This is a genomic window from Flavobacterium sp. N1994 (assembly GCF_025947145.1).
Lineage (GTDB): Bacteria > Bacteroidota > Bacteroidia > Flavobacteriales > Flavobacteriaceae > Flavobacterium.
The window spans coordinates 2,720,940-2,744,656 of sequence record NZ_CP109999.1; the positions used below are offsets into that span (position 1 = coordinate 2,720,940).

At 34.7% G+C, this 23,717-nt stretch carries 22 protein-coding genes and 1 tRNA gene; 18 read left to right on the top strand and 5 right to left on the bottom strand.

Annotated features, from left to right (window positions below):
* Positions 1-4: 4 nt before the first annotated feature.
* The 11 genes from OLM53_RS12190 (at position 5) to aroA (ending at position 8,381) form a co-directional block, all read left to right on the top strand.
* On the top strand, positions 5-856 hold the full coding sequence (locus OLM53_RS12190; protein ID WP_264520509.1) for a prephenate dehydrogenase: 852 nt from the start codon (positions 5-7) through the stop codon (positions 854-856).
* 4 nt (positions 857-860) lie between these two features.
* Positions 861-1,943 carry a chorismate mutase gene (locus OLM53_RS12195; RefSeq protein WP_413614244.1) on the top strand — a complete coding sequence of 361 codons (1,083 nt, stop codon included), beginning with the start codon at positions 861-863 and terminating at the stop codon, positions 1,941-1,943.
* A gap of 99 nt (positions 1,944-2,042) precedes the next feature.
* On the top strand, positions 2,043-2,567 hold the full coding sequence (locus OLM53_RS12200) for a hypothetical protein (RefSeq protein ID WP_264520510.1): 525 nt from the start codon (positions 2,043-2,045) through the stop codon (positions 2,565-2,567).
* 90 nt (positions 2,568-2,657) lie between these two features.
* Positions 2,658-3,635 carry a ribosome small subunit-dependent GTPase A gene (gene rsgA, locus OLM53_RS12205; protein ID WP_264520511.1) on the top strand — a complete coding sequence of 326 codons (978 nt, stop codon included), beginning with the start codon at positions 2,658-2,660 and terminating at the stop codon, positions 3,633-3,635.
* 30 nt (positions 3,636-3,665) lie between these two features.
* Positions 3,666-4,025, top strand: coding sequence for a four helix bundle protein (locus OLM53_RS12210; RefSeq protein WP_264520512.1), 360 nt, complete (start codon positions 3,666-3,668; stop codon positions 4,023-4,025).
* Positions 4,026-4,104: 79 nt separating this feature from the next.
* Entirely contained in the window at positions 4,105-4,557 is a 453-nt protein-coding gene (gene dtd, locus OLM53_RS12215) for a D-aminoacyl-tRNA deacylase (RefSeq protein ID WP_264520513.1), read from the top strand.
* A 66-nt stretch (positions 4,558-4,623) separates the two neighbouring features.
* Entirely contained in the window at positions 4,624-5,034 is a 411-nt protein-coding gene (locus OLM53_RS12220; protein WP_264520514.1) for a hypothetical protein, read from the top strand.
* Positions 5,035-5,178: 144 nt separating this feature from the next.
* The gene (locus OLM53_RS12225) at positions 5,179-5,667 is read left to right on the top strand and encodes a hypothetical protein (RefSeq protein WP_264520515.1); all 489 of its coding nucleotides are present in this window, start codon (positions 5,179-5,181) and stop codon (positions 5,665-5,667) included.
* Positions 5,668-6,276: 609 nt separating this feature from the next.
* Positions 6,277-6,726 (top strand): hypothetical protein, encoded by a 450-nt coding sequence (locus OLM53_RS12230; RefSeq protein ID WP_264520516.1) that lies wholly within the window; start codon positions 6,277-6,279, stop codon positions 6,724-6,726.
* A 23-nt stretch (positions 6,727-6,749) separates the two neighbouring features.
* Complete coding sequence (locus tag OLM53_RS12235) at positions 6,750-7,076, top strand: nucleotide pyrophosphohydrolase (protein WP_264520517.1); 327 nt, start codon at positions 6,750-6,752, stop codon at positions 7,074-7,076.
* 78 nt (positions 7,077-7,154) lie between these two features.
* Positions 7,155-8,381 (top strand): 3-phosphoshikimate 1-carboxyvinyltransferase, encoded by a 1,227-nt coding sequence (gene aroA / locus OLM53_RS12240; RefSeq protein WP_264520518.1) that lies wholly within the window; start codon positions 7,155-7,157, stop codon positions 8,379-8,381.
* A 3-nt stretch (positions 8,382-8,384) separates the two neighbouring features.
* Here the strand turns inward: aroA and OLM53_RS12245 are convergent.
* Positions 8,385-8,458 (bottom strand) — tRNA-Pro (locus OLM53_RS12245).
* 140 nt (positions 8,459-8,598) lie between these two features.
* Between OLM53_RS12245 and queA the strand changes: the two genes are divergently transcribed.
* The 4 genes from queA (at position 8,599) to OLM53_RS12265 (ending at position 14,484) form a co-directional block, all read left to right on the top strand.
* The gene (gene queA, locus OLM53_RS12250; protein WP_264520519.1) at positions 8,599-9,648 is read left to right on the top strand and encodes a tRNA preQ1(34) S-adenosylmethionine ribosyltransferase-isomerase QueA; all 1,050 of its coding nucleotides are present in this window, start codon (positions 8,599-8,601) and stop codon (positions 9,646-9,648) included.
* A 217-nt stretch (positions 9,649-9,865) separates the two neighbouring features.
* The gene (gene kynU / locus OLM53_RS12255; protein WP_264520520.1) at positions 9,866-11,149 is read left to right on the top strand and encodes a kynureninase; all 1,284 of its coding nucleotides are present in this window, start codon (positions 9,866-9,868) and stop codon (positions 11,147-11,149) included.
* Between the two features lie 75 nt (positions 11,150-11,224).
* The gene (locus OLM53_RS12260) at positions 11,225-13,282 is read left to right on the top strand and encodes a T9SS type A sorting domain-containing protein (protein WP_264520521.1); all 2,058 of its coding nucleotides are present in this window, start codon (positions 11,225-11,227) and stop codon (positions 13,280-13,282) included.
* 116 nt (positions 13,283-13,398) lie between these two features.
* Positions 13,399-14,484, top strand: a complete 1,086-nt coding sequence (locus OLM53_RS12265; RefSeq protein WP_264520522.1) for an agmatinase family protein — start codon at positions 13,399-13,401, stop codon at positions 14,482-14,484.
* Between the two features lie 14 nt (positions 14,485-14,498).
* Here the strand turns inward: OLM53_RS12265 and OLM53_RS12270 are convergent, their stop codons facing one another.
* Complete coding sequence (locus tag OLM53_RS12270; protein ID WP_264520523.1) at positions 14,499-15,476, bottom strand: YitT family protein; 978 nt, start codon at positions 15,474-15,476, stop codon at positions 14,499-14,501.
* A 168-nt stretch (positions 15,477-15,644) separates the two neighbouring features.
* Between OLM53_RS12270 and OLM53_RS12275 the strand changes: the two genes are divergently transcribed.
* From OLM53_RS12275 to OLM53_RS12285, 3 genes are all read left to right on the top strand, one after another.
* On the top strand, positions 15,645-16,049 hold the full coding sequence (locus tag OLM53_RS12275; protein ID WP_264520524.1) for a glycine zipper family protein: 405 nt from the start codon (positions 15,645-15,647) through the stop codon (positions 16,047-16,049).
* Between the two features lie 137 nt (positions 16,050-16,186).
* Positions 16,187-18,574, top strand: a complete 2,388-nt coding sequence (locus OLM53_RS12280; RefSeq protein ID WP_264520525.1) for a penicillin acylase family protein — start codon at positions 16,187-16,189, stop codon at positions 18,572-18,574.
* A 63-nt stretch (positions 18,575-18,637) separates the two neighbouring features.
* Entirely contained in the window at positions 18,638-19,978 is a 1,341-nt protein-coding gene (locus OLM53_RS12285; protein ID WP_264520526.1) for an FAD-dependent oxidoreductase, read from the top strand.
* A 54-nt stretch (positions 19,979-20,032) separates the two neighbouring features.
* On the opposite strand, the gene OLM53_RS12290 is transcribed toward OLM53_RS12285, so the two are convergent.
* The 3 genes from OLM53_RS12290 to OLM53_RS12300 are packed head-to-tail and all read right to left on the bottom strand — an operon-like array spanning position 20,033 to position 23,716.
* A complete protein-coding gene (locus OLM53_RS12290; protein WP_264520527.1) occupies positions 20,033-20,395 on the bottom strand; it encodes a cupin domain-containing protein in 363 nt (120 codons plus the stop codon).
* Between the two features lie 9 nt (positions 20,396-20,404).
* Positions 20,405-20,848, bottom strand: coding sequence for a YybH family protein (locus tag OLM53_RS12295; protein WP_264520528.1), 444 nt, complete (start codon positions 20,846-20,848; stop codon positions 20,405-20,407).
* A 3-nt stretch (positions 20,849-20,851) separates the two neighbouring features.
* Positions 20,852-23,716: a T9SS type A sorting domain-containing protein gene (locus OLM53_RS12300; protein WP_264520529.1), complete on the bottom strand. Its 2,865-nt coding sequence runs from the start codon at positions 23,714-23,716 to the stop codon at positions 20,852-20,854.
* Position 23,717: the final 1 nt, after the last annotated feature.

The window sequence follows — 23,717 nt, forward strand, 5'->3', positions numbered from 1 at the left end:
AAAGATGACAAAAGTATACGTAATAGGAATTGGATTAATCGGAGGTTCGATGGCATTAGACATAAAGACCCACTATGAAAAGGCGATAGTTTTCGGAATAGATTCTAATGAAAATCATTTGGAAGAAGCTATAAAATTGGGAGTTATCGATAAGAAAGCCACTATTGAAGATTTGGTTTCTGCTGATTTAGTAATTGTTTCAGTTCCTGTCGATATTGGATTGGTACTTTTGCCAAAGGTTTTAGACGCAATTGGTGAAGAAACACTGGTTATTGATGTTGGTTCAACTAAATTACCCATTTGTGAAGCCATTGAAAATCATACCAAAAGAAGAAATTTCATGGCAACACATCCTATCGCAGGAACCGAATTTTCGGGACCTTCAGCAGCTATAAAAGGATTATTTCAAGATAAAACGAATATCATTTGTGAAGTCGAAAAAACAACTTTTAAACTGCAAGAAAGAGGAATGGAGTTGTTTAAAAAACTCGGAATGCGTATTCGGTATATGGACCCAAAATCGCATGATAAACACATTGCTTATGTGTCGCATTTATCGCATATTAGTTCGTTTATGTTAGGCAAAACGGTGGTAGAAAAAGAAAAAGATGAACGCGATATTTTTGATATGGCTGGAAGCGGATTTGAAAGTACCGTGCGTTTAGCCAAAAGTTCCCCTGCTATGTGGACACCCATTTTTAAACAAAATAAAAAGCATGTTGTTAAAAGTTTGGATGAATATATTTTGAATTTAACTCACTTTAAAAAATTACTAGAAGATGAAAATTACGAAGCTGTCTTCAACGAAATGCAAAATACAAACAGAATAAAAGAAATTTTAAACGGAAATAAATAAAGCTATGAATATTACAATGGAAAACAGAAAATGGTTAGATGATTTTAAATTAAGTCATCCTCTCGTAATTGCGGGACCATGCAGTGCTGAGACTGAAGAACAAGTTTTGAAAATTGCTCACGAACTTAAAAATTCTGATGTTAGTATTTTTCGTGCTGGAATCTGGAAACCTAGAACTCGTCCGGGAGGATTTGAAGGGGTTGGAGCTATTGGTTTAAAATGGTTGCAAAAAGCAAAAGCAGAAACAGGATTGCTTATGGCAACAGAAGTGGCAAATGCAGCACATGTGAAATTAGCTTTAGAGCATGATATTGATGTGTTATGGATTGGTGCTCGAACTACAGTAAATCCATTTGCCGTTCAAGAAATTGCTGATGCTTTGGTTGGAACGGATAAAATTGTTTTGGTAAAAAATCCCGTAAATCCAGATTTGGCTCTTTGGATTGGTGGTGTTGAAAGATTGGTTAATGCCGGAATTAAAAAACTAGGAGTAATTCATCGTGGATTTTCAACTTATGAGAAAACAAAATACAGAAACATTCCAGAGTGGCAATTACCCATTGAGTTGCAAAGTCGATTCCCCGATTTGCCTTTGATTTGTGACCCTTCCCATATTACAGGACAAAGAAATATGATTCAAGAGGTATCGCAACAAGCCTTAGATTTGAACTATGACGGATTGATTATAGAAACCCATATCGACCCAGATAATGCATGGAGTGATGCAGCACAACAAGTGACGCCAACTGTTTTGAAAAAGATTTTCGAAGATTTAAAAGTTAAAAAAGTAACGGTTGAAGAAGATGATTTCAATACCGAAATGATAAAACTTCGGGCGAATATAGACATTGCTGACAGCAAATTATTAGAAATATTAGGAAACAGAATGAAAGTAGCAGAGCAAATTGGAGCCTTGAAAAAAGCTAAAAATGTGGCCGTTCTTCAAAATAAACGTTGGAATGAAATTTTAGGAAAAATGATTTTAGATGGAGATGAAAGGGGTTTAAGTGAAGAATTTATATTAAAAATATTCAAAGCCATACATCAAGAAAGTATAGCGCATCAAGAAAAGATTATCAATTCTTAACTAATTGTTTAAAAATACGATAATTGACGTATTTTGTTATTATATATTTTTTGTATCATTGCAAGACAAAAAGGAAACTTAAATTAAAAATCTCAAAAAATGAAAAAAATTATTTTATTATTCGCAATGGTGTTTAGCTTCGGTGTTGCCAATGCACAAACTGACAAAATTTATAAACACAGTGGAGAAATTGTAGAAGGAAAAGTAATCCGTCTAGACGAATACACTATTGTTTTTAAGTATGATGGTGAAGATGCAGAAAACACTATTGGTAAATATGCAGTAGAAAAAATCATCTACGGAAAAACAAAAAGACAAGAAGACATTACAGAGAAAATCGTAATCAACGGAGAAGATGATTGGGAAAAAGTGGTTATTCTTGAGGATAAATCATACATCGCAGGTTTGAAAAAAGTGGGTGAAGTTCGTGGAAAAACAGGTTTAATTAACTTCCAAACTGGAAACACTGGAGATAAAAAAGCGGCGAAAAAATTAAAAATGGATGCTGCAAAATTAGGATGCCCTTTTGTTTTACAAGTATCTGATAAAACAACTGTTGGAGCTAATTCAAACGCTCTTGGTGGTTCACAAGCAATCAAAACAGGAGTTGCATACAAATACTAATATTTTTTTAGTTTTAATAATTATAAAGTTGCCAGCAATGGCAACTTTTTTTTGCTCTAAAATATAAATTGGAAATGGTATCTTTGCTCTATGACAGGACTAGTTTATAAATCTACGGGAAGTTGGTATACAGTAAAAACAGCTGACAACCAAATTTTTGAATGCCGCATCAAAGGAAAATTCCGAATGCAAGGTATCAAAAGCACAAACCCCATTGCTGTCGGTGATGTCGTTGACTTCGAATTAGATGAAAGTTCAGACGCCGTTACGGGGTCGATTCATAACATACACGATAGAAAGAATTACATCGTTAGAAAATCGGTTAATTTATCTAAACAAACTCATATTATTGCTTCTAATATTGATATTGTTTTTCTGTTAATTACGATTAATAATCCGCCAACAACTACTAGTTTTATTGATAGATTTTTGGTTACTGCCGAAGCTTATGGCATTGAAGCAGTCTTGATTTTTAACAAAATTGATACTTACGATGAAGCCATGCAAGAGGAACAATTGTATCTGCAATATATTTATTCTCAAATTGGATATAAATTCCTTAAAGTTTCCGCAAAAGAGAAAAAAGGATTAGATCAATTAAAGGAATTGATGACCGGAAAAGTTAGCATGTTTTCTGGACATTCGGGTGTTGGAAAATCAACTCTTGTGAATGCTTTGGAACCCGATTTGAATTTGAAAACCAAAAACATTTCGGAACAAAGCAAGCAAGGACAACATACCACCACTTTTGCTGAAATGTATGATTTGTCTTTTGATGCTAAAATCATTGATACACCAGGAATAAAAGGTTTCGGGATTGTTGATATGGAGCCCTCAGAAGTGAGCGGCTATTTTCCAGAATTTTTTAAGTTGCAAGACCAATGTAAATTCAATAATTGTTTACACAAAGAAGAACCCAATTGCGCTGTCAAATTAGCTTTAGAAGAAAATAAAATCGCATGGTCACGTTATAATAGTTATCTCAAAATACTGGAAGGTGATGATGAGCAGTATCGTTCTGATATTTATAATGAGGAACGCATTGCGAGTGATCAAACGAGGAAATAATTGTGAATTGTGAATTATGAATTGTGAATTATGAGTGATAATGTCATAAAAAGTAAGTCTTTTAGTTTTGCATTGAGAATAGTAAAATTATATCAGTTTTTAAGTGTAGAAAAAAAAGAATTTATCCTCAGTAAACAATTACTACGAAGCGGAACGGCAATTGGAGCTTTAGTTTGTGAAGCAAAACATGCAGAGAGTAAACCAGATTTTATACATAAATTAGCAATTGCGCAAAAGGAAGCCAACGAAACTGATTATTGGTTACAGTTATTATTCCAATCGGAATATTTGAATGAAATTCAATTTCAATCGTTAAAGTCTGATATTGTTGAAATCAATAAAATTTTAGCATCAATAATAGTAACAACCAAACAAAGTATGAAAAAATAATTATGAATTATAAATTAATAAAAAGCCAATATTTCACCACATTCAATTCATAACTCATAATTCATAACTCATAATTCAAATGAAGGCAGTAATTCAAAGAGTTTCTCAAGCCTCTGTTACTATTGAAGGTCTCAAAGTAGCCGATATTCAAAAAGGAGTATTGGTTTTAATTGGTGTTGAGGATGCTGACAGTAAAGAAGACATAGATTGGCTTACCGCCAAAATAGCTAACCTGAGAATTTTTGGTGATGAAAATGAAGTGATGAATTTGTCTCTCAAAGATGTAGGTGGAGAAATGATTATTGTTAGTCAGTTTACCTTACAAGCTTCTACCAAAAAAGGCAATCGCCCATCCTATCTTAAAGCTGCGAGACCTGAGGTTGCCATTCCATTATATGAGTCCTTTATTCAACAAATGGAAACCGAAATAGGCAAAAAAGTACAAACCGGAAAATTTGGTGCCGACATGAAAGTAGCGCTTTTAAATGATGGGCCAGTTACTATAATTATGGATACAAAGAACAGAGAATAAGAGAGTTGTTGTTAATTCTAAATAATTATGTTTATCTTTGAAAGACTAACTTTAATTATTTTTAAAATGAAAAATGGAATCTTCTTAATCATAATGTTACTTTTGTTCTCATTTGATTTTTATGCACAAGTAAACCCAAATAGTACCTATGTAAATGGGTATACAAAATCTAACGGTACTTATGTACAAGGGTATTACAGAACAACTCCTAACGCTACAATAAACGATAATTATTCAACTTACCCCAATGTAAATCCTTATACAGGACAACAAGGTACTGTTCAACCAACCTATTCAACACCATCGACTAATAGCTATTATTCAACACCAACTTATTCAACACCTTCAACAACTAATAGTTATTATTATTCAACACCAACACCAACCTATACAACACCTTCAACAACTAATAGTTATTACTCAACACCAACTTATTCAACACCAACGAATTCGGGATACTATTACAATAGACAATAGAAACTAAATAAAATTTCAAGATTGACAATTTAAGCGGCATTTGCCGCTTTTTTATGTTAAAAAAACTACAAAAAGTTGTCAATATGAAAGGTAAATAGTACTTTAGTTTTAAAACGTAGTATTAATCTTTTAAAAAACAACAGTATGCCTTTTGAAAATTTAAACAATGTGCATTATGATGCTACCGAGAAAACAGCAGTTGGTAAAGCATTAAATGATTTAGAAGCGGCCTTAACGCCTAAACTAAGAAACCTCTCTCCTGACGAACGCAAAAAGTATGGGAGCATCAATGAGCAAAACAAACTCATTGTAAACAAAGCTTTAGATTACCATAACAACCAGCCTGCGCTTAGTAGCCCCGATGTAGATTGGGACGAATTTCAAAATGATTATGATTCAAGGGTATTTATACAATCAACTATCACGCGTTTGCAAAGTTTGTTAGACGGATTAGACAACAACAAAATCCTGCATGACTTTGACAATTACCAAGCCGCCCTTACGGATTATGGTTTTAGCCAATACAAAGCAGGGACTAAAACAGCTGGTTTTGAAACTAAGGTAAACGAGATGGCGCAGTTTTTCCCACGATCAGGAACTTCGACACCTCCATCCGATTCACCTACGTCATAGCGTACTTTAGTATCGGTAACAAGACCCTTTTAGCAATAATTAGCTAAAGGGGTTTTTTATTGGCATAGCCAAAAACCTAAACGTTTACCTTATATAACCTAAACGTTTAGGTAAATAACCTAAAATTTTACATCACAGACCTAAAAATATACACTACTTCACGTATAATTATACATACACAACCTAAAATTTTAGCTAATACACCTAAACGATAGCGTCAACAACGACAAGTTTTAGGTTTTATAACAACTTTTTTGCCATTTATCCTTTGCTTTTTGCCATTCGTCTTATGCCATGTACTTTTCATCAAATAACCCTATTGACTTTTTACTTTTTTAAATATTTTCACAATGGAAACTTTGACATTAAGTACAAAGTCAAAGCTTTTACTCAAAAAATACCACACTCTTTCCGCTCCTTATGGGGCGGAAAGTTTTTTTATTCCTTTTAGTGTTGCTGTTATAGCTAATGCTGTCTCTTTTTAAGAAAAAACACTCACCATTCATCATTCACACTTCACAATTATTATATTTGTGAGGCTCATAACCAGCTGTGCAAAGTCTCCTGACTTTGAGCCAATAATATGCATAATGAAAAAAAAGACCATTTATGAAATATCGTAAAAAACTTTTAGAACTTATTTTTGACGAAAATGAAAATGCGATGTTAGAGTGGCTAGAAGCACAACCTATACTAGAACAACCAGATATACTAAGAGAATTAAAAGAATTGAGCGAAGAGATAGCCAATGAAAACGGAGATGATATAAGCGAAATGGTAGAAGGTTACGATACATTTGACGAAAAAATTGACTTGTATGAAGACGCTGTTCTTGACGAAAAACAAGCCGAAGCCAATCTAGTAATGGCACAAGAAGAACTAGATAAAAAAATGCTCGAAATAGATGAAGCAGTTATAGGCGTGAGAGAATATATCATGGATTGTATCGTTAATAACGAAGACAATGCCGATGCCATGCGAGAACTAGCCGAAAAAATAATGCAATCCGAAAAAGATAACGATATATTTGACCCCAAAAATTGGAGCAGGATACTATAATTCACCATTCACCATTCATAAACATGGACTTAAAAAATTCCCAACTAGAAGTTGATAACTGGATAAAAAACCACGGCGTTCGTTATTTTAACGAACTTACAAATATGGCACAACTTACTGAAGAAGTAGGGGAAGTAGCCCGAATCATAGCCCGTCGTTATGGCGAACAATCAGAAAAAGAAAGTGATAAAAACAAAGATCTTGGCGAAGAATTAGCCGATGTTGTTTTTGTGGTTTTATGTTTGGCCAACCAAACAGGAATCGATTTGCAAGCCGCCTTTGATAAAAAAATGGATTTAAAAACCAATCGCGACCACGACCGCCATCATAATAACGATAAACTAAAGTAAGATGGAAGTTAGAAGTTGGAAGAGGGAAGTTTCTCTGTGTATCTTTGTGCTTCTCTGGGAATCTCTGTGTAATAGCTTATGAACTTACTTCTAAAATCTTCAATCGTTAATCCTAATGCAGCAATTTCAATCACCGGAAGTAAATCGGAGACGAATAGATTATTGGTGCTTCAAGCGTTATATCCAAATCTTACACTAGAAAACACTTCCAATTCTGATGATTCAGAAGTGATGACCAAAGCTTTACAAAGTAATGATGCTGTTATAGACATTCATCATGCAGGAACCGCTATGCGATTTCTAACAGCTTATTTTGCTATTCAAGAAGATAGAGAAGTGGTTTTAACAGGTTCTTCCCGTATGAAAGAAAGACCCATTAAAATACTAGTAGATGCTTTACGTCAACTTGGAGCTGAAATCAGTTATGAAGAAAATGATGGCTTCCCACCCATAAGAATCAAAGGCAAAAAACTAACACAAAACAAAGTGTCATTAGCGGCCAATGTTAGCAGTCAATACATTTCAGCACTTTTACTCATCGCACCCAAATTAGAAAACGGCATTGAACTTACTTTAGAAGGAGAAATCACTTCTGTACCGTATATCAAAATGACTTTGTCTTTACTCAATGAAATTGGAGTTGAAACTTCATTTGAAAATAATAAAATTGAAGTGCAACCACAATTCGTAATTCGTAATTCTAAATTCGTAATTGAAAGTGATTGGTCTTCCGCATCCTATTATTATTCAATCATTGCATTATCCGAAATAGGAACCGAAATAACGCTTTCTAGTTATAAGATAAACAGCTTGCAAGGCGATAGCGTCTTAGCAACAATTTATAATGAATTTGGAGTGGAAACTACATTTCAGGAAAATACTATCCTTCTGAAAAAAGTAAAACAGTCATCATTCACCATTCACCATTCACCATTAAATAATTCTCCAGACATAGCCCAAACCATTGCTGTAACTTGTTTTGGATTAGGAATAGGTTGTCATTTGACAGGTTTGCACACCCTCAAAATTAAAGAAACAGATAGACTGCAAGCGTTGAAAAATGAATTAGAAAAGTTAGGAGCTCTAGTTACTATTTCTGATGATAGCTTGACTTTACAACCAACAGATAGCATTCTTTCTAATATAAAAATCAAAACTTACCAAGATCACCGTATGGCTATGGCTTTTGCTCCATTAGCATTAAAAGTTCCAATCCTAATAGAAGAAGCCGAAGTAGTTTCTAAATCTTACCCAACGTTTTGGGAAGATTTAAAAAGTATTGGGTTTACAATAAAAGAAGAATAAAAGTCGGGATGACTGGATTCGAACCAGCGACCCCTAGCACCCCATGCTAGTACGCTACCAGGCTGCGCTACATCCCGAACTATGTCGCAAAAATAGTAAAAAATAAAAATAAACTGCTTTTTACTTGACATTCGCTATCTCACGATAGTATATTTGCAAGCGTTTAAAATTGTCTGAAAAATAATCTTTAAACAACTAAACTCATAAACTTTATTAAATGAAATTATCTCATTTCCAGTTTAATCTTCCAGCTGAATTGCTAGCTGAATTTCCTGCAGAAAATCGTGACGAAGCCAGATTAATGGTGGTCAACAGAAAAACTAAAACTATAGAGCACAAAGAATTCAAAGACATTATTGATTATTTTGATGATGGGGATGTAATGATTTTGAATAATACCAAAGTTTTCCCAGCCCGTATGTACGGAAACAAAGAAAAAACGGGTGCTAGAATTGAAGTTTTCTTATTAAGAGAATTAAATGCGGAACAACGTCTTTGGGATGTTTTAGTTGATCCTGCACGCAAAATCAGAATTGGGAACAAATTATATTTTGGTGATGATGATTCATTAGTAGCTGAAGTAATCGATAACACTACCTCTCGTGGAAGAACATTGCGTTTCTTGTACGACGGTTCGTATGACGAATTCAGAAGAAAATTAACAGAACTTGGAGAAACTCCAATTCCAAAATACATCAACAGAGAAGTAACAGAGGAAGATGCTGAGCGTTACCAAACTATCTATGCCAAAGAAGAAGGAGCCGTAGCTGCACCAACTGCAGGGTTGCACTTTTCTAAACATCTTTTAAAAAGATTAGAGATTAAAGGAATCGACTTTGCTGAGGTAACACTGCACGTAGGTTTAGGAACTTTTAATCCAGTTGAAGTAGAAGATTTATCAAAACATAAAATGGATTCTGAGGAATTAATCATTTCTCAAGAAGCGTGTGATATTGTAAATCAAGCCAAAGCTAAAAAGAAAAAAATCTGCTGTATCGGAACAACATCAATGCGCGCCATAGAAAGCTCTGTATCGTCAGCAAGAACCTTGAATCCTTATACAGGATGGACTAACAAATTCATTTTTCCTCCATACGATTTCAGCATTGCAGATTGTATGGTGACTAATTTCCACACACCAAAATCAACTTTATTAATGATGATTTCGGCTTTCTGTGGTCATGATTTAATGAAAAAAGCCTACGAAGAAGCTATTAAAGAAAAATACCGTTTCTACTCTTATGGTGATGCGATGTTGATTATCTAATTGACTCTAAATATTCGAAATGAAATCCTAACAGCCATGTTGGGATTTTTTTTGAGCCAATCGTTCGGTCATAGTTTAAACCTTATTCCTGCTGTCCGCGCTACACGGTAGCTTGCTCCCATCAGGGCTATATACCATCCATAAAATTGTAAATTTCTTTTCTCTTTCTTCTTTCTTCTTTCTTCTTTTTCTACTTTTACGCAACAAATAAACAATAATGACTTTCCAAAACACTCGCGAATTTGCGCAACAACTCGATTCTCAAGATGAATTAAAAAATTACCGAGAAGAGTTCATTTTTCCACAACACCATAATAAGAATGTAATTTACTTCACTGGAAATTCTTTAGGATTACAACCAAAACGAACCAAAAATTATGTTGATGAGGTAATGAATGATTGGGCTAATCTTGCTGTTGAAGGACATTTTTATGCCGAAAAACCTTGGTGGGATTATCATGAAAGATTTGCCAATCCTCTAAGTAAATTGGTTGGAGCAAAGCCTTCTGAAATCACGGTTATGAATACGTTGACTGTGAATTTACATTTGTTAATGGTGACTTTTTATCAGCCAACAAAAACACGATATAAAATCATTTGCGAAGAAAAAGCATTTCCTTCTGACCAATATATGTTTCAAACTCAAGTCAATTTTCATGGTTATAAACCTGAGGACGTAATTGTTGAAATCAAAAGAAGAGAAGGCGAACACAACATTCGATTAGAAGATATTCTTGCCAAAATAAATGAAGTGGGAGATGAGTTAGCTTTAGTACTAATAGGAGGTGTTAATTATTACACCGGTCAAGTGTTTGACATGAAAACCATCACAGAGGCCGGACATAAAGTAGGAGCGAAAGTCGGTTTCGATTTAGCGCATGCTGCTGGGAATATTGAGTTGCAATTGCACGATTGGGATGTTGATTTTGCGGCTTGGTGTAGTTACAAATACATGAATTCTGGACCAGGAAATGCTTCAGGATGCTTTATTCATGAGAAGCATCATACTAACAAAAACTTAAATCGCTTTGGAGGTTGGTGGGGGCATAATAAAGAACGTCGCTTCAAAATGGAACCAGAATATGACCCTATTGTTGGAGCTGATGGATGGCAAGTAAGTAATTTACCTATTTTGTCTTTAGCTCCTTATTTAGCCTCTGTTGAAATGTTTGCCGAAGTGGGTATGGATAAACTAATCCAAAAAAGAAATCAATTAACAGCTTACTTAGAATTTATTCTACACGAAATTGATAAAGAAATCGAAGGAACAGAATTTGAAATCATAACGCCAAATAATCAAGAAGAACGGGCCTGCCAACTTTCTGTTTTTCTTCACGGACAAGGAAGGAGTTTATTTGACTATTTAATGAAAAACGGAGTAATTACGGATTGGCGCGAACCGAATGTAATCCGTTTAGCACCAGCACCATTTTATTGTTCTTATGAAGATATGTATGAATTCGGACAAATCCTTAAAAAAGGGATTTTAATAGTAAAATAATTTGTTTTCTGAAAAACAATTTGTTGATTTGCAATTAATTATTAATCAATTACCATAAAAACCACAGTATTAAAAATGAAATTTAAATTACTTTTTGTAACTATTGCATCTCTTCTATTTTCAATTTCCAGCTTTGCTCAAGTTTCTAAAAATGAAGGGGCCGCTAGAGAATGGATAACCAATCACGCCAGTGACCTTAAAATCAAATCAACAGATACTTTCAAGTTAAGTTTTGTTAGAAAAAGTTTGTCAGGAGAAACACTTAGATTCCAACAAATGGTTAACGATGTTCCTGTTTTTGAATCTGAAATTGTTATCCATTTTTCTCCAGATAATGAAATTTCTTATACTTCAGATTCTTATGTAAATAAAAATGTTTTAGTAAATACGACTCCTTCAATTTCAAAGGCTTCAGCCATAACAATTTCAAATGCTGAATTGAAACTAACAGGAAATAACTCGTTTCAAGAATGCAACCTTTTTGTTTACACAAAATTACAAGACACTAAATTGGTCTATAGAGTAGTAACTAGTAATGAATTCAAAGTAGGAAGTTGGGAGACCATTATCGATGCTCAAACCGGACTTGTTTTAAGTACTAAAGATATCGCTGTTTACCACAAAAAAGGAAACCCAAATAATACTACAACTCCACCAGCTAATAATACGCAATCCACAAATTTCGTTTCAGGAACTGGTTTTGTTTTCAACCCAGATCCACTATCCAAAACAGGTTCTGTTTATGGCGGAAGTTATGTAGACGGAGCTGGTTCAGGCGATGTTACCAATACAGCATTAGATAATGCAAGAACTAGTGTTACCATTCCTGAACTTGAATTTGCCTCTAATGTATATAAGTTAAAAGGGACTTACGCTGAGATTAAAGACTTAGCAGCTCCTAGTAAAGGATTATTTACTCAAGCTACAAGTGCTTTCAATTTCAACAGAAACCAAGATGGTTTTGAAGCAGTAAATGCCTATTATCATATTGATAAAAATCTTCGATATATAAATTTAACTTTAGGTATTCCTTGTGTTTCTTTATACAACTCAGGAGTTCTTTTTTATGACCCAAGCGCTGAAAGTGGTGCCGATAACTCACACTATTCTAGTGGTCAATTACATTTTGGAGAAGGTGGTGTAGATGATGCTGAAGATGCTGACGTAATTTTACACGAATTAGGACATGGAATTCACGATTGGATTACGGGAGGTCACTTATCACAAGTTAATGGTTTGAGTGAAGGTTTTGGTGATTACTGGGCTGTTTCTTACAGTAGAAGTTTGAATCAATGGGCATCAAATACAGATCAATACAATTATGTGTTTAGTTGGGATGGACACAATCCTTTTTGGCCAGGTAGAATGACAGACACAGCGAAATTATATCCCGCTGATTTAGATGGAGAAGTTCATGATGATGGAGAAATTTGGGCTGCAGCTGGAATGGAAGTCTTTGATGCTATTGGAAGAACAAAATCAGATATGGCTATGTTAGAAGGTTTGTCAACTACAACTAGCTCAACAAACCAACAAAATGCAGCTATCGCCGTAAGACAAGCCGCAATAAATATGAATTATCCTTGTTCTGATATACAATTAATGACAGGTATTTATACTAATAGAGGATATACAATGCCATCAATTGCTTTTAGAATGGGAACTATTGCAGATCAAACGGTTCAAGCAGATGCTACAAATACCTATACATTACCAAGCTATGCTACTTTAGCCAATCCAATTACTAATAATTGTGATGCAGGACTAACACAATCCCCAGTTATGGGTACCATTTTAGCGCCAGGCGTTTATACTATAACAATGGTAGCAACTAGTGGTACTTCAACTATAAACAGAACATTTCAACTTACTATAACACCATTTTTGGGAGTTAGTGAGTCAGTGAAAAACCACTTTGTTTTATATCCAAATCCTGCTAACAATGTGTTAAATGTTAAAGGTGATTTTGATAGCAACGAAAGTGTAATTATCTACAATATGTTAGGACAAACCGTTATGAAAAAAGCAGTAACTTCTAATGAAGAAAGTATTGATATTGCTTCTTTAGCAAAAGGTGTTTATAATCTATACTTCACAAACGCTAAAGTGTCTTATAAATTTATTAAAAATTAATACTTAATAAGATTAGATTTAAAGAAACCACAATTTATTTGTGGTTTCTTTTTTTATAAATGTTTTCAAATGACTATGCAACAAAGTATCTTTGCGACTTTGTAATTCAAAATAAAATGACCAAACAACAAATTATAGATACTTTTGATCCATCTCAACCTGGACTAGCCGATGCTACGGTTTTTGGATTACCATTCTCTTCAGAACAATCAGAAATTATTATCATTCCTGTTCCATGGGAAGTAACTGTGAGCTATGGTTCGGGTGCATCAGAAGGACCAGAAACTGTTCTTGATGCTTCTTTTCAAGTCGATTTAAGTCATCAGGATTTTCCAGAGTTATGGAAATTGGGCATTTTCATGGACGAAGCGCCAGAACATTGGAAGATTAATTCTAATGCCTACAAAGCATTGGCCCAACCCATCATAGAAGCGTTAGAAGGAGGAGAGGATTTAAACAATCATCCTAGTTTGTTAGAAGATTTGGCAACGATTAATAAAGTTTGTCGTGACTTACATTCTGAAGTAAAGGAAAAAGTTTTGTATTGGATGAAACAAGGCAAAAAAGTAGCCTTACTTGGAGGTGACCATTCTACTCCACTAGGCTATTATGAAGCCTTGGCCACTCAACATGATAACTTCGGAATTTTGCATTTAGATGCTCATATGGATTTACGTATAGCTTATGAAGGCTTTACTTATTCTCATGCATCTATTATGTACAACGCATTACAAATTCCACAGCTATCAAAAATTGTTCAAGTTGGTATTCGCGATTTCTGTGAACAAGAAGTAGGAGTGGTAAAACAACAAAATGGAAGAGTTTTGGTTCATACTGATTCTGATTTGAAAAAAGAAACCTTTGAAGGTATAACTTGGGCAGCACAATGCGATGCTATTATTGCTTCTTTGCCACAAAAAGTGTGCATCTCTTTTGATATTGATGGAATGTTTCAGTGGTATGCACCAAGTACAGGAACTCCTGTTCCAGGAGGATTTTCATTTGAACAAGCTACTTATTTATTCAACAAATTAGCCGAAAGCGGTAAAGAAATTATTGGTTTTGATTTAGTTGAAGTAGCTCCCGGCGAAACAGATTGGGATGGCAATGTTGGCGCTAGAATGTTATTTCACATGTGTGGGGTATTGGCTAAGAATAATGGAATGAATGTTGGGAACAAGATTGTTTTTGATAGAAAATAAAAGAACTATTTACCTTAGTGTTTCAAAGCTCTTTTTTTAATCATACCTCCTTTGGTATCTTTCACACTATTCATCACAACAAAAGCATCGGGTTCAATTTTTTGAATTTCGGTGTTAAGTTTGTTTAATTCAAGGCGAGTGATAACGGTATAAATAATATCAACTTCTTTGGTTTCACCACGTTTTCCATAGCCACGTTTTCCGCTATATACGGTTACACCTCGACCCATAGTATCGATTATCATTTGTCTCATTTCTTCACTTCGCATGGATATGATGGTTACTCCAATATATTCGTCAATTCCTTCAACAATAAAATCTAATGTTTTTGATGCGGATAAATAGGTAATCATGGAATATAAAGCTATTTCAATCCCCAAAAAATAAGCGGCTGCTGAAAATATAGCCACATTTATTACCACAATGATATCCCCAATAGTCGTTCCAAATTTTCTACTGAGATAAATTGCCAAAACTTCTGTGCCATCAATAACAGCCCCGCCACGTACAGACAATCCAATGCCTGCACCTAGAAAAAAACCGCCAAAAACGGCCACCAATAAATTATCGTTGGTAACATTGGGAAACGTTACTGTAGCTAAACAAATAGATAAGCCTGTTATAGCAAGAGCAGTTTTAATAGCAAAAGCCTTCCCCATCACATTGTAACCCAAAATGATAAATGGAATATTGATCCCGATAATTAGCCAATACAATGGAATGTTTGTCAATGCTGAAATCAATAATGAAATCCCAGTAGCGCCACCGTCAATAAAATGATTGGTTAGTAAAAAACCTTTAAATCCAAAGGAGGCAGAAAGAATGCCAAGACTTATTAAAATAAAATCTTTAAAATGCCTTCTTCCTAAAATCAGAAATAGGCGGTATCCTTTTGCTAACTCATAATCTGAAAAGGTTTTTTCGCTACTTGATTTTTTACGCCTTTCATTAAGTGTGGTCCGAAGAATTATTTTTTTCCAAATTGAATTCATGGCATTAATAATTAATGATTGTCGATTATGGTAAATATAGCCAAAAGATTTTCAACTAACTAGTCAACACTTTCAAATTATAATCCTATAACTTTTAGCCAATATTTTATAACAGTTACTTTGGAGTTCTATTGTTCCTTTGCTATATAACCAATAAACTCAATTAAAATGAAAAAGGTAATAATGATTGCAGTATTTACAGTCGCTTTTGTGTCTTGTAAAAATACTGACACTAAAGGAGTAGTGTTAGATGACGTTCATCAAACCACCATTGATTCAATGAAATCAGTAGCTGAAAAGCAACATATTATTGATTCGATGACAATGATTAATAATAGCCAAAAGCCAAAAGAAGTAGTAGTTGTTCACGATCAACAAGCTACTGCGGCAACTCCTAAAAGAAAAAAATGGAGCCGTGCTGCAAAAGGGGCAGTCATTGGAGCTGGTGTAGGGGCTATTACAGGAGCTCTTGTAGATAAAAAACATGGTGAAGGGGCTATAATTGGTGGTTTAGCTGGAGCGGGTCTTGGAGCAGGAACGGGAGCTATAATAGATGACAGTAAGAGAAATTAGGATACATAATAATTTTTTGAATGCGAGTTGACGTCAGGGATGGTGTCAACTCGTTTTTATTTGCACTAATGGCATTTTGATTAGGTCAAACATATATTGGTTATTATTATATTTGTTTACCAAACAACCTCGACACCATGAAACTAATAAAGAAAATAGTTCTCATTATTCTTATCCTGATAGTTCTTTCTGCCATAGCAATCTTTGGCTATCTTCAATACACTAAACCCAAGTACGAAGGAGAAGAAAAACTAAAGAATATCAGTAAAGAAACAACGGTTTATTTTGATGAGTATGGTGTTCCTCACATCTATGCCGATAATCAAAAAGATGCGATGACAACACTTGGTTATGTTCATGCTCAAGATAGATTATGGCAAATGGAACTCATGCGTCGTATTGCTCCTGGTAGACTTTCAGAAATTTTTGGAACACCTGCATTAAAAACAGACAAATTCTTTGCTGGAATTGGTATCGACGAAAACTCGAAACAAGCTGTGGCCCATTTAGATAAAAACGCTCCAACCTATATTTTAGCAAATGCCTATCTGGATGGAATTAATCAATATATAGAACAAGGAACTACTCCAGTAGAGTTAAGATTGCTAGGAATCAAACAAGAAAAATTTACTTTAAAAGATGTCTACAATATCTTCGGATTTATGTCTTTTAGCTTTGCGATGGCTCAAAAAACAGATCCTTTGCTAACAGATATTCGCGACCGTTTCGGAATGGAATATCTACAAGATTTTGGCATTCAAGGTGAATTCGGCACGAAACAATTACAATCATTTAAAGGAGATTATAAAGAATACGCCTCGATTTCGAAATCAGTAGCTGGATTATTGGAAACGTCTCCTGTTCCAGCTTTCATTGGTAGCAATAGTTGGGTCATTGGTGGTGCCAAAACAAAAAGCGGTAAAGTAATATTAGCTAATGATCCTCACATTATGTATTCGCAGCCTGGAACTTGGTATGAAGCTCACATTACGTGCCCAGATTATGAAATATACGGATACTATATTGCTGGAACTCCATTTCCTCTTTTAGGACACAATCGTAATTATGCCTACGGATTAACCATGTTTGAGAATGATGATGTGGATTTCTTCCAAGAAGAAGACAATCCTAATAATGACAAACAATACAAAACTATTGATGGTTTTAAAAACTACACTTTCAAGCAAAAAACTATCAAAGTAAAAGACAGCTCTGATGTCAAACTGAACGTAAAGTCATCACAACACGGACCTATAGTAAACGGTTTGTTAGAAGGATTGAAATCGGAGAAATCAGTGGCTATGTCGTGGATTTATACCCAACAGAAAAATGAAATTCTTGACGCTGTTTATGAATTGTCTCATGCTAAAGATTTGGAGAGTTTTCAAAAACATATTGAACTCATTAAAGCACCTGGATTAAATATTATGTATGGCGATGCTAAAGGAAACATAGCTTGGATAACTTCCGGTAAACTTTATAAGGTGGACAAATCGGTTAATACTAATTTTATTCTAAATGGTGCCAATGGTATTGATGATAAAAAAGAATGGTTGCCTTTTGCCAAAAATCCAGCCGCTATAAACCCGCCATGGAATTACGTTTACACATCCAATAATCAACCCGAAGCTATTGATGGTTATTTGTATCCAGGCTATTATTTGCCCAAAGACAGAGCCTTAAGAATTGATGGTTTATTGGCGCCAAAAAACAATTGGACCAAAGAAGATGTTTCTAAAATGATTGTTGACAATACTTCTGCTACTGCAGAAAGTATAGTTGGAAATATTACAAAACCTCTGAATACTGCTCAATTTTCATCAAATGAAAAGCAAGCACTAACGGTTTTAAAAGAATGGAAAGCCACACACAATTTGGAAGATATAGCGCCTACGATTTACAACAAATGGATTTATTTTTATTTGAAAGATACGTTTGAAGATGAATTTGGTGCGGACAATTTTAAGTTATTACTCAATACACATATCATCAAACAGGTAATTGAAAATCAGAGTAAAAATGGTGCTTCGGTTTGGTGGGATAATATCAATACCAAATCCAAGAAAGAAACCCAATCGGAAATCTTAACCCAATCTTTTAAAGAAGCCATAATTTCATTAGAAAAACAATTAGGTTCAGATGTAAACCAATGGCAATGGGAGAAAGTACATAAAGTAACATTTCAGCATCCTATAGGTAAAGTAAAATTGTTTAGTAAGTTTTTCAATGTGGGTTCCTTCCCAATTTCTGGAACTAATGAAGTCATCAACAACCAACTTTTCATTTATTCTGATGAGGCAGAAATTAATACCAAAGGAGGCCCCTCAACAAGACGTATCATCGATTTTTCGGATATTGAAAATAGCTGGAGTGTATTGCCAACAGGGCAATCTGGAAACCCAATGAGTCAACATTATAGCGACCAATCCGATTTATTCGTTACAGGTAAGTTCCGTAAAATGAAATTGAATAAAAAAGAAATCGAAACAACTTCTACCAAGTTGGTTTTTAAAGTGAAAGAATGATAAAAATCATGCTTGTATTACAGGGCTAATAATTAAATTTGCAAAACCGTTTAGTAAAAATAAATGCAAACTCCTCAAAAAATTGCTATTGTTGGTTCAGGCTTAGTCGGAACATTATTGGCAATTTATCTCAAAAAACAAGGTCACACCGTTCATGTTTATGACAGAAGTCCAGACATTCGAACAGTTGAATTCTCAGGGCGTTCTATCAATTTAGTAATGTCTAACCGTGGTTGGAAAGCTATGGAAGATGTTGGATTGGATGATGAAATTCGTAAAATCGGAATTCCAGTGGATAAAAGAGCCATTCATTTAAAAGACGGAAAACTCAATTACCAATATTACGGTAAAGATGGTGAGGCGATTTTCTCCTTGTCGAGAGGGGTTTTAAACCGGAGAATGATTGATTTAGCTGAGGAAGAAGGTATTGAATTCTTTTTTGAACACAAAATTTGGGATGTCACTTTAGCAACAGCAACACTTCACATAGGAGAAACCGAAAGAGGAGAATGGGCCGAGTTGCAATACGACAAAGTCTTTGGTGCGGATGGGGCTTTCTCTAGAATTCGACACCGAATGCAACGTCAAAGTATGTTTGATTATTCGCAAGAGTTTATGAAGTTAGGCTACAAAGAGCTTCATATTCCAGCTAATGAAGATGGAACACACAAGATTGATAAAAACTCTTTGCATATTTGGCCTCGCGGGAATTTTATGTTGATGGCTTTAGCCAATTTAGATGGAAGTTTTACTTGCACTTTATTCATGCCTTTTGAAGGAGAAAATTCTTTTGAACAATTAAAAGACGAAACTTCCTTAGTAGATTTCTTTGCCAATTATTTCCCAGATACCAAAGAAGTTATTCCTGATTTAATTAGAGATTTCTTTAAAAATCCGACCAGTTATTTAGCGATTATGAAATGCTATCCTTGGACGTTTGAAGACAAAGTAGCTTTGATTGGAGATGCTTCACACGCTATTGTGCCATTTTATGGTCACGGAATGAATGCTGGCTTTGAAGATATTACCGTCTTAAGTCAAATGATGACTAAATATGGGGATGACTGGAAGACTATTTTCGAGGAATATCAAAAATCACGCAAACCTAATGCTGATGCAATTGCCGAATTATCTCTTCGAAATTTTATCGAGATGAGTACCAAAACAGCCGATGAGAAATTCTTATTGCAAAAGAAAATAGAAAAATGGTTCTCTGACAAACATCCTAATATGTGGTTGCCCTTGTATAGTAGAGTAACCTTCAGTTTACAACCCTATTCAGAAGCATTGGCAATAGGAGATTTCCAAAATAAAATCATGGAGGAAGTAATGCAAATGCCAAACATTGAAGAAGAGTGGAATAGCAAGAAGGTTGAAGACAAAATCATAGCATTATTGAAATAACAAAAGACTCTGTGTGACTCTGCGTCTTCTCTGAGTGTCTCTGTGGAATAGTTACTATTCCTCCCGATGCACCTTATTAAAATCAAAGGCAGGTTTGCAAATAGCTATGTATTCACAAGGTTCGTCAAAGGGATTAGAATACTGCACTCGAGTATTCTTTTCAATTTTGATAGATTGACCCGCTTCTAAAATAACCGTTTCTCCTTCAATAATAAATTGCTTTTTCCCCGAAATGATATAGGTGTATTCGTCAAACTCTGGGGTTTGGAAAGGTTCGCTCCATTTTGGAGGTGCAATCATGTGCGCAATAGATATTTCCTGGTTTCCAGTTGTTGGAATTCCGTGATGTTCTTCAATCAGTTTGCCATCAGTAGTCGGAACTACAAAGGGCGATTTTTGTATCAAGTATTTCTTCATATTTATAAATTAATCCCAAACATATTTCCACCTTCCATCTTTTTGTCTTTTCCAAACGGTATGAAAGCGTCCTTTAAACTCTTTTTTGTTTCCCAATGAATCTGAAGAAGTCCAAACAAACTTTCCATAAGTATAAGCCAAAGAACCATCGTTTGAAACAGCAACAAAATCAGGTTTCCAAATTACAGAGGCTTTTTGGAATTTTGGATTGCTATAATAGTTTTTAATGTTTTCTTTTCCTTGAATCAAAGTATCGTTTTCTCGTTTAATTACCGCATTGCTATCTGCAAAAGTATAGAAAGCTTGAGCAATTCCTTTAGATTGGGATAGATTCTTAAAATCGGCTTCAGCCTTAAAAACTTCTGCTTTTAAAGTCTCTGGTTTTTGAGTTTCCGTTTTTTTGGAGCAACTTAATGCCAATCCAATTACTAGAAGGAAAGCAACTTTTTTCATGGGTTAGTTTTTAATCACTTTCTGCACTTTCATTCCTTTTGAAGTAAACACTTTTACTAAATAAACACCAAATGATTTTCCTGTAAAATCAAGAGTAGTTGTAGTATTGTCGCAAATTTTTGTTTGTAAAAGTCGGCCTTGGATATCAAATAACTGTACCGAACTAATAGTTTCCAATGCTTTAATTTCAAGGATATCAATAACTGGTATCGGGGTAATTGAAACGGAATTGATTTCTAATTCAGAAACATTTAAAAGTGCTACAGTTGTTGAAGTAGTATTGGTAATAATCGGAGCATTAAAATCAAAATAAATATTAGCCGTATTTTGAATAGCATTGCCTAAAACCAAATTGTTTTTAGTTTTAATTTTGAATGCCACATAACCATGACTAGCTGGTTCATTGTCTATTTGAGCAGGAAGGTTGATGTTTTCAAAAATAAACTCAACTTTATTTCCTGAAATCCTTGTGGTTTGCGGATGAGAACTGGCTACCAATTGAAGGGAGTTAATGTCAAATTTTGAAGTGTCAATTATATCTTTCACAACAACATTCTCGGCATAATAGGTACCTGTATTTTGAAAACGGATGACATAATTCAAGTAGCCACCAACCATGTTTGGAGTTATAGCACTACCTTCTATACAGGTTTTATCGTTGGGGTCCATAGAACCCCTAACAGTCTGATCAAAATGAAATAAATTGTCCTCACTGGTTTCATCTCCAGAAATGGGATTAATAGTAGCAACAAATCGCAAGACATCATCTATGTTAACAGCAGGTGTTTCAACTGGACTATTCACGTTGAGAATGAAATTTATTCTTCTACTTTCGAAGGGGTCTAAATTAGTATAATTCCAAGTTAGGTTATTTAAAGATTGACTGCTTATTGTCGGGTTCGCTGATACAAAATCAAGAACGGAATCATCGAATGATAAGTTAATACTTCCGCTGAGTGGCTCAGTTCCTTTATTTTTATACACCAAAACGTATTGAGTATCAAACCCTGGTCGAGCATTGCCTATTTGCAATAAATTAATTTCTAAATCTTTATGAGTGCCATTTGGTGTGGCACAATAATTTTGTGTATGTGCAGTTCCATCAAGATTTGTAATGTTTATGGTGTTGTTGTTTGGTGTAATGGTGAAATATGGGTTATTAAGCTGTGGACTTAAAGCGTAATCCCCAGTTTGTACATAAAACAAATAACTCCCAGTTGCCGTTGTAAAAGTAGCACCGCTATTGGTCCCATCATTGATATTGATTTTGAAATCTTTTGGATGAAGATCGTTAACATCACAACCATTATGATTGATGTCTAATGTTATTGTACCGGTTATGGTATTGTTGAGTCCCCCTGGAACAAAAGAACAATAAGAGTTCACTTGTAAATTGGTAGGTGTGGTACCCATATAAGACCCAGATGCTATTTGTTGAGCAACATAGGCAATGTCTTCTTCATTAGTACAAATATTTTGTAAGTTGGGACAGTTGGATATGTCTAATCCATAGGAGCTCATTTGACCCAAGGTGCCGTTTTTTACATTGATGTAGGTTAAATTTGGAGAGTCATTAATTGAAATGGCTTGGTTACCCACAGCAGGATTGTGACTAAAATCCATAGAGGTAAATAAATTGCCACCTACTCTTATTTCATGTAGCGCATGTAAATTAGTAAGATCGAGTGAGGTTAATAAGTTTGAGGAACAATTAAAATGTATAAGATTGACTAAATTAGAAATTGGTAGTGCAGTAAGTTGGTTATTACTGCAATAAAGCTCAGTTAAGGCTGAATTGTTGGAAAGATTTAATGAGCTAATGGCATTGCCCACTAAGTTCAAACTGTCAAGATTAGTTAATGTACTCAAATCAATAGCTACTATTGAAGTAAGGCTACATTCTAATCCAAGCAAGTGGGTTAGCGGCGTTACGTTTAAGGTAGTTAGTGGGTTACTTCCACAACTTAAGGATGTTAAGTTTACAAGTGGAGTTACATCTAGTGAGGTTATATGATTACTAGCGCATTGTAGAGAAGTAAGATTTGTTAGGTCAGCAACATTTAATGAAGTCAGGTTATTGCTCATACAATTCAAAGAAGTAAGAGAAGTTAAGCCTGTTAAATCCAAATTTGAAATTCCCATAGCAGAACCATATACCTGATAGCTACAATCTAATTGTTGTAGGTTGGTCATATTAGTTACGGTTAATGAAGTCAGAGTACATCCACGACAATTTAAATGGGTAATATTATTGGCGCCAGTGGTTATAAGTGAAGTCATGTAGGCATTGTCGGAACAGTCTACAGTCACTAGGCTACTTAATCCGGTTAAGTTCAAAGCAGTTAGACCATTATAGGCACAATTCAAAGTTTCTAAATTTATTAATCCGTTTAAATTCAAAGAAGTAAGCGGATTGCTATAGCAGTCGAGAGTGCGAAGGTTGATTAAACCTGTTATATTTAAAGAAGTTATGTTGGCATGATTCAGATTTATATGCTCAAGGGTAGTCAAATTACTTAAATCCAAAGTAGCAATGTTCATATCCACTAAGGATAGACTTTGAAGGTGTGTAAATACACTTGGATTAAATCCTGTTTCCCCTACGAAGTTTAAATACAAACCGGTTAGATTTGTAAAGGCTTCAAGACCAGTAAGGTCTTGTATAAAAGTATTACTATTACCATTGATATATATTGAAGTAACCGCTTGTGCTTCGCTCAGTTGTATTTCACCATCATGGTTGGTATCAATGGTAGGTTCAAATTGGATCAGGTAGGTTTTAAAATTCGCATCAGGAATGTTCACAATCTGTGCTTGGCTTGTAAAAAAAACAAAAATAAGGAGGAGGGTGCAATAGTTTTTTTTCATG